The following is a 14,111-nucleotide window of genomic DNA, read 5'->3' as shown; positions in this document are numbered from 1 at the left end:
AATGCGCTTTCTGTTTGTCCTGATCCTGTTGGCCGGCACCGGCATCGGTCTCATCTACCCCTGGGCGATGACGAATTTCTCCGGTCGCGAAATCGGCACCTGGCGGGTCTATGAGCAAGGCCGGTTCAGGCCGTTGACCGTATCGCTCAAAGGTCGAGATGCGCCGGTGCGGGTGCTGGTGGACCTGACGGCAAGGGCCGAACGCATCGTTTCGCAGCAGCGCACGGTGTTGACGCTGACCGCGGCCACCAATGGCCGCACGGTGCTTGCCTCGACGCTGCAGTTCAACCACGTGGACAATCCGCGCCAGGCCAGCCCGCAACTGCCCGACAAGATCTTTCGCGACGAAGCTGGCCTGATTGCCACTGTCAACCCTGGCGCCTACGTCTTCACCGTCGGCCCGGGCGACGCCGACGACATACCGATGCGAGCGGTCGACCTTGTCTTGCGCTCCGGCGTCGGGGAAATCGACGGCCGCTCGCGGCCGATAGGCTTCTCGCTGATGGCGGTCGGCTTGATCGGCTTCCTGCTGTCCTTGCGTTCCGGTGGCGGACGACCGGAAAATCCGAACTCGCAGCCGCCTCCACGCTGGGGCAGGGGTCCCACGTGAACTACCGCCACGCCTACCACGCCGGCAATTTTGCCGATGTCGTCAAGCATGTCGTGCTGACGCGCCTGCTCGAATATCTGAAGCAGAAGGACAAGGCGTTTCGTGTCGTTGACACCCATGCCGGCATTGGCCGCTACGACCTGTCGTCACTCGAAGCGCAAAAGACCGGTGAGTGGCAGGGCGGCATCGGCAGGCTGATCGATACCTCGTTCGACGCGAAGGCGGCGGCGCTGCTGGCGCCCTATCTGGCGGCGGTGCGCTCACTCAATCCCGAGGGCGGCGTGAAGAAATATCCAGGCTCGCCGTTGCTCGCGCGCAATCTCCTGCGCAAGCAGGACCGGTTGTCGGCGATCGAACTGCACCCGAAAGACGCCGCGAAGCTGAAGACGGAGTTCGCCGGCGATTTCCAGACAAGGGTGATGGAGATTGACGGCTGGCTTGCACTCGGAGCGCACCTGCCGCCGAAGGAAAAGCGCGGCCTGGTGCTCATCGATCCGCCCTTCGAGGAAGAGGGTGAGTTCGGCCGCCTCGTCGACGGGCTGGTGAAGGCGCACAAGCGCTGGCCCAGCGGCATCTACGCGCTCTGGTATCCGATCAAGGACCGTAGGGCGGTGATCGCCTTCAGGAAAGCGCTGAAGCAATCCGGCATCCCGAAAATCCTCGACATAGAATTCGAGATCAGGCCGGCCTCGTCGGAACCCAGCCTCGATGGCACCGGCATGGTGGTGGTCAATCCGCCCTTCACGCTGGAAGGTGAGTTGAGAACCGTATTGCCGGCGTTGCACAGATTGCTTGCGCTGGCAAAACCGGCGCACTGGTCGATGGAATGGCTGGCCGGCGAGCAGGTCCCGCCGCCGGGATAGCCGCCTTCGACCGCCGCGCTCGTTACGACCGCACGATCCGCCTTCTGGGGAACTTCGCCGCCGCCAGTGCATTGCTGCTTGCAGCAACTGTCCGGCACCGGTTTCTGGAAACCATTGTTTCGGCAACCGCTTGACCGCCGTCAAGCGAATCCGCACAGTGCGTGCATTCGACCTTGAGAGGCTGCCATGACTCGCTTCGCCAAATCCGCACTTGCTGCCCTGATTTCGCTCTGCACGCCGCTTGCCGCGCCTCTCGGGATCACCCAGGCGGTCAAGGCGGCTGACCTCGCCGTCTATACTGAAGACGATGGCAGCGTCTGCGGCGAATCATGGGTGCTGAGCAAGATCACGGATCGGTTCTCTTATCAGGTGCATCACGTGCCGCATCTGCCCGACGTCGCTATCACCGATTTTCGCGACATTCGCCAGCACCGCTACGAGCAAGCGAGCGAGGAATGGCCGATCGGCCGTCACTATTGCCGGGCAACCGTCAGCCTGTCGGATGGCCGGGATCGGTCGATCTTCTATCTGATCGAGGAAGGCCAGGGCTTTGCCTCGATCGGCGACAATGTCGAGTTCTGCGTCTCGGGCTTCGATCGATGGATGGTCTATAACGGCCGTTGCCGCGTCTTGCGCTGAACGCGTTTCTTCCTTTTCCGATCCTTTTTCGCGCCTGGCAACGGGGGCGATTATCGCCGCCTATGCGATGGTCGACGCGATTGGCGTTCGTGCGGCGGGCAATGTCGGCGCCTACACCGCCTGGGTCCTGCTGGCCTATGGCCTGTTGCTGCCGTCGACCTTCGTAGCTTTTCGCGGCAGGCTCGCCGTCGATGCTCGGGCACCGGAAACGTGGAAGGCGCTGGGCGGCGGCCTGTTCGCGCTTTTGGCCTATGGCGTCGTGGTGGCGGCCTTCGCACTCGGTCCTGCCGGTCCGATCACCGCGATCCGCGAGACCAGCGTCGTCTTCGCGGCCTTCATCGGTCGGCTGTTTCTCGGCGAGACGCTGACGCCCCGGCGGGTCGGCGCCTGCGCCCTCGTCGCGCTCGGCGCCATTTGTCTCGGCTTCCAGCCGTGATGACGACGCTCACGCTCGCCGACAAACGCTGCGATGCCGCTGCCATCGACAATTGTCGAGACGATCCTGATTATTCTGATGCCGGCAACGGCCGGTTCGGCTAGGCCGGAAACCCGAGAGCAACAAGTCACTTTCGGGAGCCTCCATGGACCTTGCCACCATCAGGCTCTGGACCGCCGCGCCGGTGGTACCGGAGCTGAAACCTGTCTCCGGGCGGGGGGCTGTTGTCGATCTTCGCCACGGGTGTCGCACTCAATCTCGGCAATCCGAAAACGCCGTTGTTCTATGTGGCGCTGCTGCCGAACGTCGTCGGAACCTCGCTCGCATCAGCGCATCTCGGCATCCTGATCGCGGTGATCCTGGCTGTCGAAATTGTGGTGATCGGCGGGCACGTCGTTCTCGCCGGCCGCGCTCGTAGTCTGCTGCGAACACCCAGGATCGTGCGACGGGTGAACCGCGCGGCGCCGGCGTCGCGGTCGTCGCCACGTGCCGATGTTCGCTTCGTCGCTGGGCTATTTCCTGCGTTGTGCCTCGGCCTGATCGATGATCTTGCGAAGAAAGGCGATGTGACCGCGAAAGGCCCGCCGTCCTGCCGTCGTGGCGCTGACCCGTGTCTGCGGCCGACGCCCGACAAAAAGTTTTTCAATGTCGACATAGCCAGCTCTGGCCAGTGTGTCGAGATGTGCCCCGAGATTGCCGTCGGTGGCTTCGATCATGGCTTTCAACTGGGTGAACTCCAAGGCCTCGCGCCTTTCCAGCGTGTTCAGGACGGCCATGATCCTGAGACGCGTACTCTGGTGGATAATGTCGTCGGCGCTCATCAATGGCTCCAATGCGGCAAAGCCTTGGCCTGTCGCCGTGTGACTCGGCAATCCCTGCCAGCGGGTGTCACTTGCCTTTGTATGACCGAAATCGAAGGCGCGATCGGACTCCGTGACAGAATACTCTGTTATACAGAGTATTCTGTCAATCAGAAAGCTGCTGCTCGAAACATGCTTGACAAGGTGATCTTCAGATCGGCGTCGCATCGCGCTCGTGATCCGCACGGACCGCTCTCTTGCAAAAGATGATCGCCTCGATGAAACGGCAAGTCATGATCTTCACGACCAAAGATCGTGCGTGAAGTTGCTCGCTAATCTTCGGAGCTTGATGGCGAGCTCGCATCGCGAATGCCGATGTCGAATTGCTGGCGATGTCGGAAGATCAACCGCGGATTTTTCCGGTGATGAGTGTGATTGTGTGGCGATCGCAACCAAAATTTAAGGTGAGAAAATCATACCATTGCTTCGCTGGCTAGCGAGACGCGAGTCAGATATGCATTGCGCGCCGGGGTCATTCACGGCCATCGGCATAACGTGAAGGGGCATGACATGGCTAAGCAGTCATCTAAAGCGCCGGCATCCAAGACTCCGGCAAAGAAAGCACCCGCAAAAGCAGTCGCGGCGAAGGCCGCTACGGCAGTGAAGAAAGCAGCGCCTGCGAAGGCGGCGGCAAAGCCCGCAGCGAAAGCAGCACCGGCCAAGAAGCCGGCGCCCGCCAAGGCTGCTGCGAAGCCGGCAGTGAAGAAGGCAGCGCCCGCCAAGGCAGCGGCAAAGCCGGCAGCGAAGGCGGCACCGGCGAAGAAGCCAGCGGCCAAGGCGGCGGCAAAGCCCGCGGCGAAAGCGGCTGCAAAGCCCGCGGCGAAGGCGGCGGCAAAGCCCGCGGCCAAGAAGGCAGCACCCGCCAAGGCTGCGGCGAAGCCCGCCGCGAAGGCCGCGGCAAGGCCAGCCATGAAAGCAGCAGCAGCCGCAACCAAGCCGGCGGTGAAGAAAGCCGCCGCCCCGAAGGCAAAGGCAGCGCCTGCGAAAGCGAAGGCTCCGGCCAAGAAGTAGACGGAGCGTTGGGGCGTCACGTGTCCTTCGGGACACGGCAAGGACGCTCTGACGTTCTGTGTAGGAGCATATTCGGCAGCGGGTTCAGCCTTCGGGGCTGAGCGTCGGTAACGGGCCGAGGGGCAAGCAAAGCGAGGCGCCGGTTGGCTGCCTCGCTCGCCCCACTCTTTCGCTCCTGCCGTGGTTGGCGAAGGTCACGGCACGGCTTCTGGCGCCTCTGAAGTATGGGCGCCTGTGAAGTGTGAATGCAGGTTCGAATTCCAGCGGCTTGCCGTCGTGCCTGCTGATGCTTTCCAGGCTGCTGCTTTCAGGCTTGTGGTGATGCCAGGACGGAGACCGCGGCCGGTTTCTGGCTGCTGTTTTTTTTGCACTCTGGCAATTGATGCAACAGCCCTGCGGTCGACACTGGATGTCCGCAAACAGGAAACCGATCATGCCGAAGCTGCTCTACGCGTCCACCTCTCCCTACAGCTCCAAGGTAAGGATGGCCGCGGCCTATGCCGGGATCGCCATCGATGAGGTGCCGGTCAAGACCGAGGACAGGCCGGCCGAACTGATCGGCGCCAATCCGCTCGGCAAGATCCCGGTGCTGGTGCTCGATGATGGCCGTTCTGTTCACGACAGCCGAGCCATCACCCAGCACCTCAACCGGATTTCGAAGAACGCGTTGTTTCCACGCAATCCCGACAAGCGTCTGGAAGCGGAAGTGCTGGAGGCGCTGGCCGACGGTATCTGCGATTGCGCGCTGTCGATGGTCTATGAGCGCCGCACCCGGCCCGACGAAATGGTTTATCAACCCTGGCTTGACCGCCAGTGGGCGAAGATCACCGCCGCACTCGATTTGCTCAATGCCAATCCGCCAAAACTGCCGAAGAAGATCACGGCCGGTCAGATGGCGTTGCGGGCCTGCCTTGGCTATCTCTCTTTGCGCTTCGCCGGGAAATGGGAAAAGGGCCGCGGCCGGTTGACCCGCTGGGCCGCACGCTTCGACGAAAAATTCCCGGAGCTGAAGTCGGCGGTTCCCGCCTAAAAACGACCCGCAATAAAAAAGCCGGGCGCGAGGCCCGGCTTTTTCGTGTCGTGGCTTGGACGGACTTAGAACTTCATACCGAGGCCGAAGGTGACGCGGTTGTCCGTCGCCTTGACCTTGCCGATACCGTCGAAGCTCTTCGAGCCGAAGTCGGTGTAGCGATACTCGACGCGGCCGAACACGTTGTCGGTCAGCTTGATGTCGGTGCCGACGCCGGCGGTCCAGCCGATCATCGTAGCGGTGTCGCTGGCGAGGAGGTCGGAGTCTTCCACTTTCAGGCTTCTGCCGGCGAGACCGCCGGTGCCGTAGAGCAGGATTTCCGGGGTCACGGCATAGCCCAGACGGGCACGCAGCGAACCTTCGAAGCCACCCTTGGAGTGGATACCATTGTCGTCACCCTTGACGCCGTTGTAGCCGAGTTCGGCTTCACCGCCGTACACGAAGTTCTCCTGCTGCCATTGGTAGCCGCCGAAGACACTGCCGTCGAAACCCTTGGTGTCGGTCGAGAACCCAAGATCCTTTTCCTTGGTCTTGCCGCTGAAGCCGTAGCCGAGGTTGATACCGGCATAAGGGCCGGCCCACGAAGCGACCGGAAGTTCGGCAACCGGAGCGGGTGCCGGCGGCTCTTCCTGAACGACGTCCGCTGCATAAGCGGTACCACCGAGGGCGAAGAGCCCGATTGCGACAGCCAGCGGCCGTGCGAATTTGAGATTGGCTTGCATTGTTCTTTACTCCTTAAGCCACAGGACACAGGCTTGTTTCTCACGATCGCCATCAACCCGTCCGGGGGGTGAAACGGGTCTGGCGTTCGTCGGTTCCAAATGTCGTGTCAAAATGCGGCTGAACCGAACCTGAACTTGGGTCATTCCCCGGCACGAATGAGGCAGAACCTTGACGTTGCATCTTCGCAACAGCGAAATGTCAGCAGCAAGTTTATGCTGCGCTGCACACCGCTTGGTGCAAGGAGTCCAGCGTCCTATATTGCTGTCCGGCGGTTCCGAGTCCAAGAGGGCTCGGCATGCCGAACGGGCACTTCGCCACAATGCTGCCCCAGGTGCGAACACCATTTAACGCATGCCGGGCCATATTTCGCCGGCGTCGCGTTTTCGGGCCGAAATTGAGGATTGACAACAGATGAGCAAAGCCACTGCCGTGGCGCTGGTGACCGGTGGAGCGAAACGGATCGGCAAGGCGATCGTCGAGGACCTCGCCAGCCATGGTTTTGCGGTCGCCATCCACTCCAACCGCTCGCACGATGAGGCGGATGCGCTGGCCGAGGGGATTAACCGGTCGGGCGGCCGCGCCGCCGTGGTTGCGGCTGATCTGACCGACATGGACGCCGTCAGCGAGCTCGTCGGCCAGGCGGAAGCCGCGCTGGGCCCGATCTCGCTGCTGGTCAACAATGCTTCGCTCTTCGTCGACGATTCAGTGGGAGATTTCGACTGGCACGCCTGGGACCGCCACTTCGCCATTCATGTGAAGACGCCGGCGCTGTTGGCGCAGACCTTCGCCCGTTCCTTGCCGGAGGGGCGGGAGGGGCTGATCGTCAACATCATCGACCAGCGCGTCTGGCGGCCGACGCCGCGCTATTTTTCCTATGCGTTGTCGAAATCGGCATTGTGGACCCAGACGCAGATGTTGGCACAGGCGCTCGGGCCCCGCATCCGCGTCAATGCGATCGGGCCGGGCCCGACGCTGAAGAACGCGCGCCAGGACGATTCGGATTTTGACGCGCAGGTCGCCGGCCTGATTCTGAAGCGCGGCCCGGAATTGCCGGAATTCGGCGCCACCATCCGCTATCTGTGGGAGACGCGCTCGGTCACCGGCCAGATGATCGCGCTCGATGGCGGCCAGCATCTTGCATGGCAGACGCCCGATGTGACAGGCATGGCGGAATAGCAGTCGAAATCCTTGTTGGGGTCTAATTTGATCGGCTAAAAGCACAACCGGGCTGTCCCGACGATTGTGGCTTCTGGAAAAAGTCTCTGACGATGGCGCTCCCCGGGGCTGTTCGGCAGCACTCCCGACCTGCAGCGCTGAGCGGCTCCGGCATGCCGCCAATGTCGGCACTTGCCCAAGCACGGTGCCGCGTAATATGCGGTTGGACGGAAGGGGTCACAGGTGTCCCCACGCCCGACTGCCCCTGAACCGGACGCGTCAACATCCGGCTCTCAGGCGTCATACGCTGGTTCCGGCTTCAAAAGTCCAGTCAGCCAGTAGCAGCCAATGGCCGAGATGGGTGGAACATTGCTGGGCCGGCGGTCAATGCTTGAGGCACTTGCGCGCCATTGCCATTGCTTTGTAAGTCCCCTTCAGATCGACGACAAAGGCTCCCTTGGTCTCAGGAAACACGATCATTTTATATCTCTTCGCCACGTCACGCTTGAATTTCGGGTCGTCGGTCAAGATGTAGCCGCCAGAATATCCGCCCTTGAGTATTCCGTTCGTGGTGGTGGCCACTCCCTTGTAGAGATGGCCGTCGATAGAAACGAAGATATCCGACTGCTTCCCGTTCTGGAGGCCGATATCCACCGTCGTGAACACGCCAAGATACCCGACCTCCCGATTCGCGGTAACACCCATTTGAACCGAACTTGGGCCGTCCGAGTGGACGAGCAAGCAATCGCCGCGGGTTTGATTGGTGTAAACTGTCCAGCCTTGGACGTCTCCATATTTGACCAGGACATCGCTGGCCTTTGGGAGGGGATTCTCTGTCTGGGCATAGGCAGCCATCGCAGACGAAAGAGCTACCGACGTGACCGCGATGAGCGTCATGAACTTTCGCATAACATTTCCCTCGTGAGTAAGTTGAAGTATCTATCACTTGGGCATCGTAGTCGGCTGCCCCATGCCTGGATAGTTGGACCTAGGGGAGGAGCGCTGGCCAACCGCTCGGTTCGTCGGAGGTGGTTGAACTCGGTCATTAATTTGCGGTATCGGGTCAATGCTGCTGTCGCCGGGAGAGGCAACCTACAGTCGTTCCAAGGACTGTCCCGCCACTCCAGCATTGACACCACGGTGAAATATGCCCAGGTCACGCATGACGATCTGGCGGCGGTGTCCCGGAAGGGAGGCTGTGATAAACCCGTGAAGGAAAGCCCAGGAATTAGTCCCGGAGAAACCGGTTCGGTCGCTGTAAAGATTTGAAACGGCGAGTAGTTCGGGCGTGTCCTATTGGGCGCCGGATGTGACAGGCATGAAGGAATGAGTCCCTTAGACCACAAGAGCAAGCCGCGTGGCGGCGCCGATGATTTGCCTCCTGAAATCGACCTCGAGGATGAGGCGATCGAGGAGATCGCCGAACCGGTCGGCCCGGATGTGGCGTTCACGGCAATCGACTGGACGCCGCATGCCGGCGATGCCGAAGGCATGGTGGGTGCCGAGGTGATCCAGACGCTGGTCAAGCGGCTGCCCAATGCGCCCGGCGTCTACCGGATGATGAACGCCGCCGGCGACGTGCTTTATGTCGGCAAGGCGCGCAGCCTGAAGAAGCGTGTCACCAACTACGCGCAAGGCAGATTCCACACCAACCGCATCGGCCGCATGGTGCGCGAGACGTCGACCATGGAGTTCGTCGTCACCCGCACCGAGATCGAGGCGCTGCTGCTCGAAGCCAATCTCATCAAGCGTTTGCGGCCGCGATTCAATGTGCTGATGCGGGACGACAAGTCGTTTCCGTATATCCTCTTGACCGGCGACCATGTCTCGCCCGGCATCTACAAGCATCGCGGCGCGCGGTCGCGCAAGGGCGACTATTTCGGCCCCTTTGCCTCGGCCGGCGCCGTCGGCCGCACCATCAATTCGCTGCAGCGCGCCTTTCTGCTCAGAAGCTGCACCAATTCCTTCTACGAGAACCGCACGCGGCCATGCCTGCTCTACCAGATCAAGCGCTGCGCCGGTCCGTGCACCGGCGAAATCTCGCATGAGGGGTATGCCGAGCTGGTCGACGAAGCGAAGGATTTTTTGTCCGGCCGCAGCCAGAAGGTGAAGACCGAGATTTCGGCCGCCATGCAGCAGGCTTCGCAAGCCCTCGATTTCGAGCGCGCCGCCATCTATCGTGATCGGTTGGCGGCCTTGTCGCACGTGCAGAGCCATCAGGGCATCAACCCGGCGACCGTCGACGAGGCCGATGTGTTCGCCATCCACCAGGAAGGCGGCCAGGTCTGCATCCAGGTGTTCTTCTTCCGCACCGGCCAGAACTGGGGCAACCGCGCCTACTTCCCGAAGGCCGATCCGGCGCTGGAGGGATCGGAAGTGCTGGGCTCGTTCCTGGCGCAGTTCTATGACGACAAGCCGACACCGCGTGCCATCCTGTTGTCGCAGACCGTCGAGGACCAGGAACTGCTGGCCGAGGCGCTCTCGACCCGCGCCGGCCGCAAGGTGACGATCTCGGTGCCGCAGCGCGGCGAGAAGAAGGACCTGACCGACAACGCCTTGCAGAATGCGCGTGAGGCGCTTGGCCGCCGGCTGGCCGAGACCTCGACGCAAGCGCGGCTGCTTGCCGGTTTCGCCGAGACCTTCGGCCTGGCAAAGCCGCCGGTGCGCATCGAGGTCTACGACAACTCGCACATCATGGGCACCAACGCCGTCGGCGCCATGGTCGTCGCGGGGCCGGAAGGCTTTGTGAAGAACCAGTACCGGAAATTCAACATACGCTCGACGGAGATCACGCCGGGCGACGATTTCGGCATGATGCGCGAAGTGATGGAGCGGCGATTTTCGCGATTGCTCAAGGAGCATGGCGATGTTGTCCTTGCCGAGGATGCGGCAGGGGGCGAGGCAGCGGCAGCCGAGGCGGGCGACGATATCGAAGACGATATCTCCGGAGGCTTCCCTGCCTGGCCCGATGTCATCCTGATCGACGGCGGCCAGGGCCAGATGACGGCGGTGCGCAAGATCCTTTCCGATCTCGGCATCGAGGACCGCGTCGTCGCCATCGGCATCGCCAAGGGGCAGGACCGCGATGCAGGCCGCGAGCGCTTCTTCGTCAAGGGCAGAGACTCGTTTTCGCTGCCCGTGCGCGATCCCGTGCTCTATTTCGTCCAGCGCCTGCGCGACGAGGTCCACCGTTTCGCCATCGGTTCGCACCGGGCCCGCCGCAAGAAGGAAATGGTCAAGAGCCCGCTCGACGAAATCGTCGGCATCGGTCCCGGCCGCAAGCGCGCGCTTCTCTTGCATTTCGGCACCGCCAAGGCGGTCAGCCGGGCCGCGGTGGAGGATCTGAGGAAGGTCGACGGCATCTCCGAACAGGTGGCGAAACTGGTCTACAATCACTTCCACGAGAGTTGAAAAAATCGCCACTTTCATCTGGCCAGTCGAATCTGGCCTGTTGACCCCCTACATCCGCTTCTGATTTGAGTACGCAGGCAGAAAGAGTCCACCAGACATGGCCCAGCGCGCGTTTAACCTGCCTAACATGTTGACCTACGCCCGCATCATCGCGGTGCCGCTGGTCGTGCTGTGCTTTTTTCTGGAGGGCCATCTGAAATCGAGCGACTTCGCTCGCTGGTCGGCGCTGGTCATTTTCCTGCTGGCGTCCGTCACCGATTATTTCGACGGCTATTTTGCGCGTGCCTGGCAGCAGACCTCCAACATCGGCAAGATGCTCGATCCGATCGCCGACAAGCTGCTGGTCGCCACGTGCCTCTTGCTGCTTGCGGCTGACACCGATCGTCACGCCGGGATCGCCGGCTGGTCGCTGTGGGCGGCGATCATCATCCTGTGTCGCGAAATCCTGGTCTCGGGCCTGCGCGAATATCTGGCGGCACTCAAGGTCTCGGTGCCAGTGACGCAGCTTGCCAAGTGGAAGACCACCATCCAGATGGTCGCCATCGCCTTCCTCCTGGCGGGACCGGCCGGTGACAAGATCTTTCCGCTGACCACGCAGACCGGCCTGGTGCTGCTGTGGATCGCGGCCCTCGTGACGCTCTACACCGGCTACGACTATTTCCGCGCCGGCCTCAAGCACATCATGGACGAGTGAGATGACGACCCGTCTCATCTATTTCGCCTGGGTTCGCGAACGTATCGGCACATCGGAAGAAGATGTCGAATTGCCCGCCGGCATCGAGACGGTCGCCGACCTCTTGCGCTGGCTGCAATCGCGCGGCGAAGGTTACCAACACGCGCTGCAATATCCCGATGTGATCCGCGTCGCCATCAACCAGGAACATGTCGACCATCGCGAGAAGATATCGGGTGCACGCGAGATCGCGCTGTTCCCGCCGATGACCGGAGGCTGACATCATGTCGGCCGTCCTGGTGCCGACCGTGCGCATCCAGCGCCAGGATTTCGACGTTGCCGCCGAGATCGCCGGGCTGACGCAAGGCCGCGCCGACATTGGCGCGGTGGTCACCTTCTCCGGCCTGTGCCGCGACGAGCACGGCGCGCTCTCGGCACTCGAACTCGAGCACTATCCCGGCATGGCTGAAGCCGAGATCGGGCGTATCGCTGCCGAAGCCACCGAGCGCTGGCCGCTGCAAGGCCTCACCGTCATACATCGCCATGGCAAGATCGCGCCGGGAGACAACATCGTCCTGGTGGTGGCCGCTTCGGCGCACCGCCAGGCGGCATTCGAGGCGGCGGACTTCCTCATGGACTACCTCAAGTCGCGTGCCCCCTTCTGGAAGAAGGAACATCGCACCGACGGCTCCGAGGGGGGCTGGGTCGAGGCTAAGGAAACCGACGCCCAGGCAGCCCGGCGCTGGAAGCGACCGCCGTCCGAATAATACCGTGCAGGCGTCACCGAACGACCGCAATCCTTCTGCCAACTGGTCACGTGACTGATTGGGCAAGGGAGACGGTCATGCTGGAGAGGATCGCCGAATTCTTCGTCTTCGGCTTGGTGCCGTTGGTCGTGGGTATCCTGGCGGTTCCGGAGCTGTCCGTTGCCGCGGAAAAGGCGGTGAGGGGCGAGGTGATCTATCGCGAGCGCATCGCCTTGCCGCCCAGCGCCGTGCTCTCCGTCGAGCTCGCCGACGTCTCGTTGGCCGACGCGCCGGCCAAGATCATCGGGCAACAGAAGATCAAGCCCGCCGGCCAGGTGCCGATCAGCTTCGAGATAAAATTCGACCCCTCCGTCATCCGGCCGCAAATGATCTACGCGCTGCAGGCCCGGATCACCGTGGACGGAAGGCTGATGTTCGTCTCCGATGTGCGCCATCAGCTCGATCCGCTGACCGACGCGCCGCAGACCATCATGCTGAAGATGGTTACGCCCGGCAAGGAGCCAGCGGCTTCCGTCTTCGATCAGCTCTGGGTGGTCGATTATGTCGATGGCATTGGCGCCATCACCGCGCCGCAGGCGACCTTCAGGGTCAGCGAGGCCGGCAAGGCCGGTGGCAGCGGTCCCTGCAACACCTATTTTGCCACGGCGAAGGTCGAGGGCCAGGCGATCGCGATCGGGGATATCGGTTCGACTTACAAAGCTTGCGCGCCCGATGTGATGGCCGAGGAAAAAGCCCTGTTCGATGCGTTGGCCAAGGCGGCATCATACAAGGTCGATGCCGGCAAGCTCACCATCTCAGACAAGGACGGGCGCGAAATCCTGCGCTTCAGCGCCGCGAGCTGATTGCACTCCAGAAAAAAGGCCGGCTGAACGCCGGCCTTCCAGATCGGATTTGATGCCGTCGGCTCAGCCGACGATTTCGGTGTCCGAGAACCAGTACTTGATTTCCTGCGCGGCGGTTTCCGGCGCGTCGGAGCCGTGCACCGAGTTCTCGCCGATCGACAGCGCATGCACCTTGCGGATGGTACCTTCGGCGGCGTTGGCCGGGTTGGTGGCGCCCATCACGTCGCGGTTCTTGGTAATGGCGCTCTCGCCTTCAAGGACCTGCACGATGGTCGGGCCCGAGGACATGGATTCCACCAGCTCGCCGAAGAACGGCCGCTCTTTGTGGACGGCGTAGAAGCCTTCCGCCTCGCGGCGGCTCATCCAAACGCGGCGCGAGGCGATGACGCGCAGACCGGCGTCTTCGAGCATCTTGGTGATGGCGCCGGTGAGGTTGCGCCGCGTTGCGTCGGGCTTGATCATGGAGAAGGTGCGTTCGAGCGCCATGGGTCGTCCTTGTCTGAATTTGAATTGAGAGTGGCGGGCTCTATACAAGCCGCCCGGCTTATTGCCAAGAGGGTGAGGAGCGGGTCCGCGCGGCGAGCGGAAAGGCAATTGCCTGGCTTTGCGAGCGACGAACGCCCGGAGCGACAGCGAGCGTCGAACGGCCAGCGCTTCCGTGGCTGGTCGCTGCGGGCAGGCTGGATCAGACGGCTGTAAAGCAACGGTTTGCTTGCTATAGTCGTCCGGTCGGCGCCGCGCTGAAGTCGGCCCGCATGGAGACAATATGACCATGACAGACGATCGTCAGGAGCGCATTCGCAACCGTGCCCATCAGATCTGGCAGGAAGAAGGGCAACCGGCCGGTCACCACGAACGCCATTGGCAACAGGCGGCCGCCGACATCGATCGGGAGGACGCGGGGTCGGCGGACAAGAAGCCAGCCAGGAAGGCATCTGGCGCCGGCAAGGCAAAAGCCGCTCCCAAGGAAAAGGCCGCCGCGAAAGCCAGCAAGCCAAAGAAGGCGGCCAAGTAAGGCCAGCTGTTCCGCCGCCGATTTTCGCGACAGTTTGACGGCGCTTGCCTTGCGGGCAGGGCGCGCGCTTGCGGCC

At 62.3% G+C, this 14,111-nt stretch carries 16 protein-coding genes and 2 pseudogenes; 14 read left to right on the top strand and 4 right to left on the bottom strand.

The features are described 5' to 3' along the window. Position 1 precedes the first annotated feature (1 nt). The 5 genes and pseudogenes from EN845_RS03640 to EN845_RS36740 form a co-directional block, all read left to right on the top strand. Entirely contained in the window at positions 2-610 is a 609-nt protein-coding gene (locus EN845_RS03640; protein ID WP_127279837.1) for a hypothetical protein, read from the top strand. Further along, positions 607-1,473: a 23S rRNA (adenine(2030)-N(6))-methyltransferase RlmJ gene (locus EN845_RS03635; RefSeq protein WP_127279838.1), complete on the top strand. Its 867-nt coding sequence runs from the start codon at positions 607-609 to the stop codon at positions 1,471-1,473. The genes EN845_RS03640 and EN845_RS03635 overlap by 4 nt, the downstream gene beginning before the upstream one ends. 186 nt (positions 1,474-1,659) lie before the next feature. After that, entirely contained in the window at positions 1,660-2,112 is a 453-nt protein-coding gene (locus tag EN845_RS03630; protein ID WP_127871448.1) for a hypothetical protein, read from the top strand. Positions 2,113-2,146: 34 nt separating this feature from the next. After that, positions 2,147-2,548: pseudogene (locus tag EN845_RS03625) on the top strand (EamA family transporter); the annotation flags it as partial. 160 nt (positions 2,549-2,708) lie between these two features. Next, a pseudogene (locus tag EN845_RS36740) lies at positions 2,709-3,032 on the top strand (LysE family transporter); the annotation flags it as partial. Positions 3,033-3,060: 28 nt separating this feature from the next. Here the strand turns inward: EN845_RS36740 and EN845_RS03615 are convergent. After that, positions 3,061-3,369, bottom strand: a complete 309-nt coding sequence (locus EN845_RS03615) for a transcriptional regulator (protein WP_127280633.1) — start codon at positions 3,367-3,369, stop codon at positions 3,061-3,063. A gap of 639 nt (positions 3,370-4,008) precedes the next feature. On the opposite strand from EN845_RS03615, the gene EN845_RS03610 reads away from it, so the two are divergent. Then, positions 4,009-4,419: a hypothetical protein gene (locus EN845_RS03610; protein WP_189343621.1), complete on the top strand. Its 411-nt coding sequence runs from the start codon at positions 4,009-4,011 to the stop codon at positions 4,417-4,419. A 433-nt stretch (positions 4,420-4,852) separates the two neighbouring features. Further along, entirely contained in the window at positions 4,853-5,449 is a 597-nt protein-coding gene (locus tag EN845_RS03605) for a glutathione S-transferase (RefSeq protein ID WP_127871450.1), read from the top strand. Between the two features lie 65 nt (positions 5,450-5,514). Here EN845_RS03605 and EN845_RS03600 read toward each other — a convergent pair whose 3' ends face one another. Further along, on the bottom strand, positions 5,515-6,171 hold the full coding sequence (locus EN845_RS03600) for an outer membrane protein (RefSeq protein ID WP_127280635.1): 657 nt from the start codon (positions 6,169-6,171) through the stop codon (positions 5,515-5,517). A 412-nt stretch (positions 6,172-6,583) separates the two neighbouring features. On the opposite strand from EN845_RS03600, the gene EN845_RS03595 reads away from it, so the two are divergent. After that, complete coding sequence (locus EN845_RS03595) at positions 6,584-7,348, top strand: SDR family oxidoreductase (protein WP_127871451.1); 765 nt, start codon at positions 6,584-6,586, stop codon at positions 7,346-7,348. A 363-nt stretch (positions 7,349-7,711) separates the two neighbouring features. Here the strand turns inward: EN845_RS03595 and EN845_RS03590 are convergent, their stop codons facing one another. Further along, positions 7,712-8,236 (bottom strand): hypothetical protein, encoded by a 525-nt coding sequence (locus tag EN845_RS03590; protein ID WP_127280667.1) that lies wholly within the window; start codon positions 8,234-8,236, stop codon positions 7,712-7,714. A gap of 417 nt (positions 8,237-8,653) precedes the next feature. On the opposite strand from EN845_RS03590, the gene uvrC reads away from it, so the two are divergent. From uvrC to EN845_RS03565, 5 genes are all read left to right on the top strand, one after another. After that, positions 8,654-10,738 (top strand): excinuclease ABC subunit UvrC, encoded by a 2,085-nt coding sequence (gene uvrC / locus EN845_RS03585; protein ID WP_127871452.1) that lies wholly within the window; start codon positions 8,654-8,656, stop codon positions 10,736-10,738. A 97-nt stretch (positions 10,739-10,835) separates the two neighbouring features. Further along, positions 10,836-11,432, top strand: a complete 597-nt coding sequence (gene pgsA / locus EN845_RS03580; protein ID WP_010915213.1) for a CDP-diacylglycerol--glycerol-3-phosphate 3-phosphatidyltransferase — start codon at positions 10,836-10,838, stop codon at positions 11,430-11,432. 1 nt (position 11,433) lies between these two features. After that, positions 11,434-11,691: a molybdopterin converting factor subunit 1 gene (gene moaD, locus EN845_RS03575; RefSeq protein WP_127281088.1), complete on the top strand. Its 258-nt coding sequence runs from the start codon at positions 11,434-11,436 to the stop codon at positions 11,689-11,691. Between the two features lie 4 nt (positions 11,692-11,695). After that, positions 11,696-12,178 carry a molybdenum cofactor biosynthesis protein MoaE gene (locus EN845_RS03570; RefSeq protein WP_127871453.1) on the top strand — a complete coding sequence of 161 codons (483 nt, stop codon included), beginning with the start codon at positions 11,696-11,698 and terminating at the stop codon, positions 12,176-12,178. 77 nt (positions 12,179-12,255) lie between these two features. After that, positions 12,256-13,020 carry a YbaY family lipoprotein gene (locus EN845_RS03565; protein WP_127871454.1) on the top strand — a complete coding sequence of 255 codons (765 nt, stop codon included), beginning with the start codon at positions 12,256-12,258 and terminating at the stop codon, positions 13,018-13,020. A 63-nt stretch (positions 13,021-13,083) separates the two neighbouring features. Here the strand turns inward: EN845_RS03565 and ndk are convergent, their stop codons facing one another. After that, positions 13,084-13,506 (bottom strand): nucleoside-diphosphate kinase, encoded by a 423-nt coding sequence (gene ndk, locus EN845_RS03560; RefSeq protein WP_127279526.1) that lies wholly within the window; start codon positions 13,504-13,506, stop codon positions 13,084-13,086. Between the two features lie 280 nt (positions 13,507-13,786). On the opposite strand from ndk, the gene EN845_RS03555 reads away from it, so the two are divergent. Then, entirely contained in the window at positions 13,787-14,035 is a 249-nt protein-coding gene (locus EN845_RS03555) for a DUF2934 domain-containing protein (protein ID WP_127871455.1), read from the top strand. Positions 14,036-14,111: the final 76 nt, after the last annotated feature.

Origin of the sequence: Mesorhizobium sp. M8A.F.Ca.ET.202.01.1.1 (assembly GCF_004791595.1) — a bacterium.
GTDB lineage: Bacteria > Pseudomonadota > Alphaproteobacteria > Rhizobiales > Rhizobiaceae > Mesorhizobium.
Note: the sequence above shows the minus strand (reverse complement) of the source record. Positions and strands in the feature narration are given on the sequence as shown.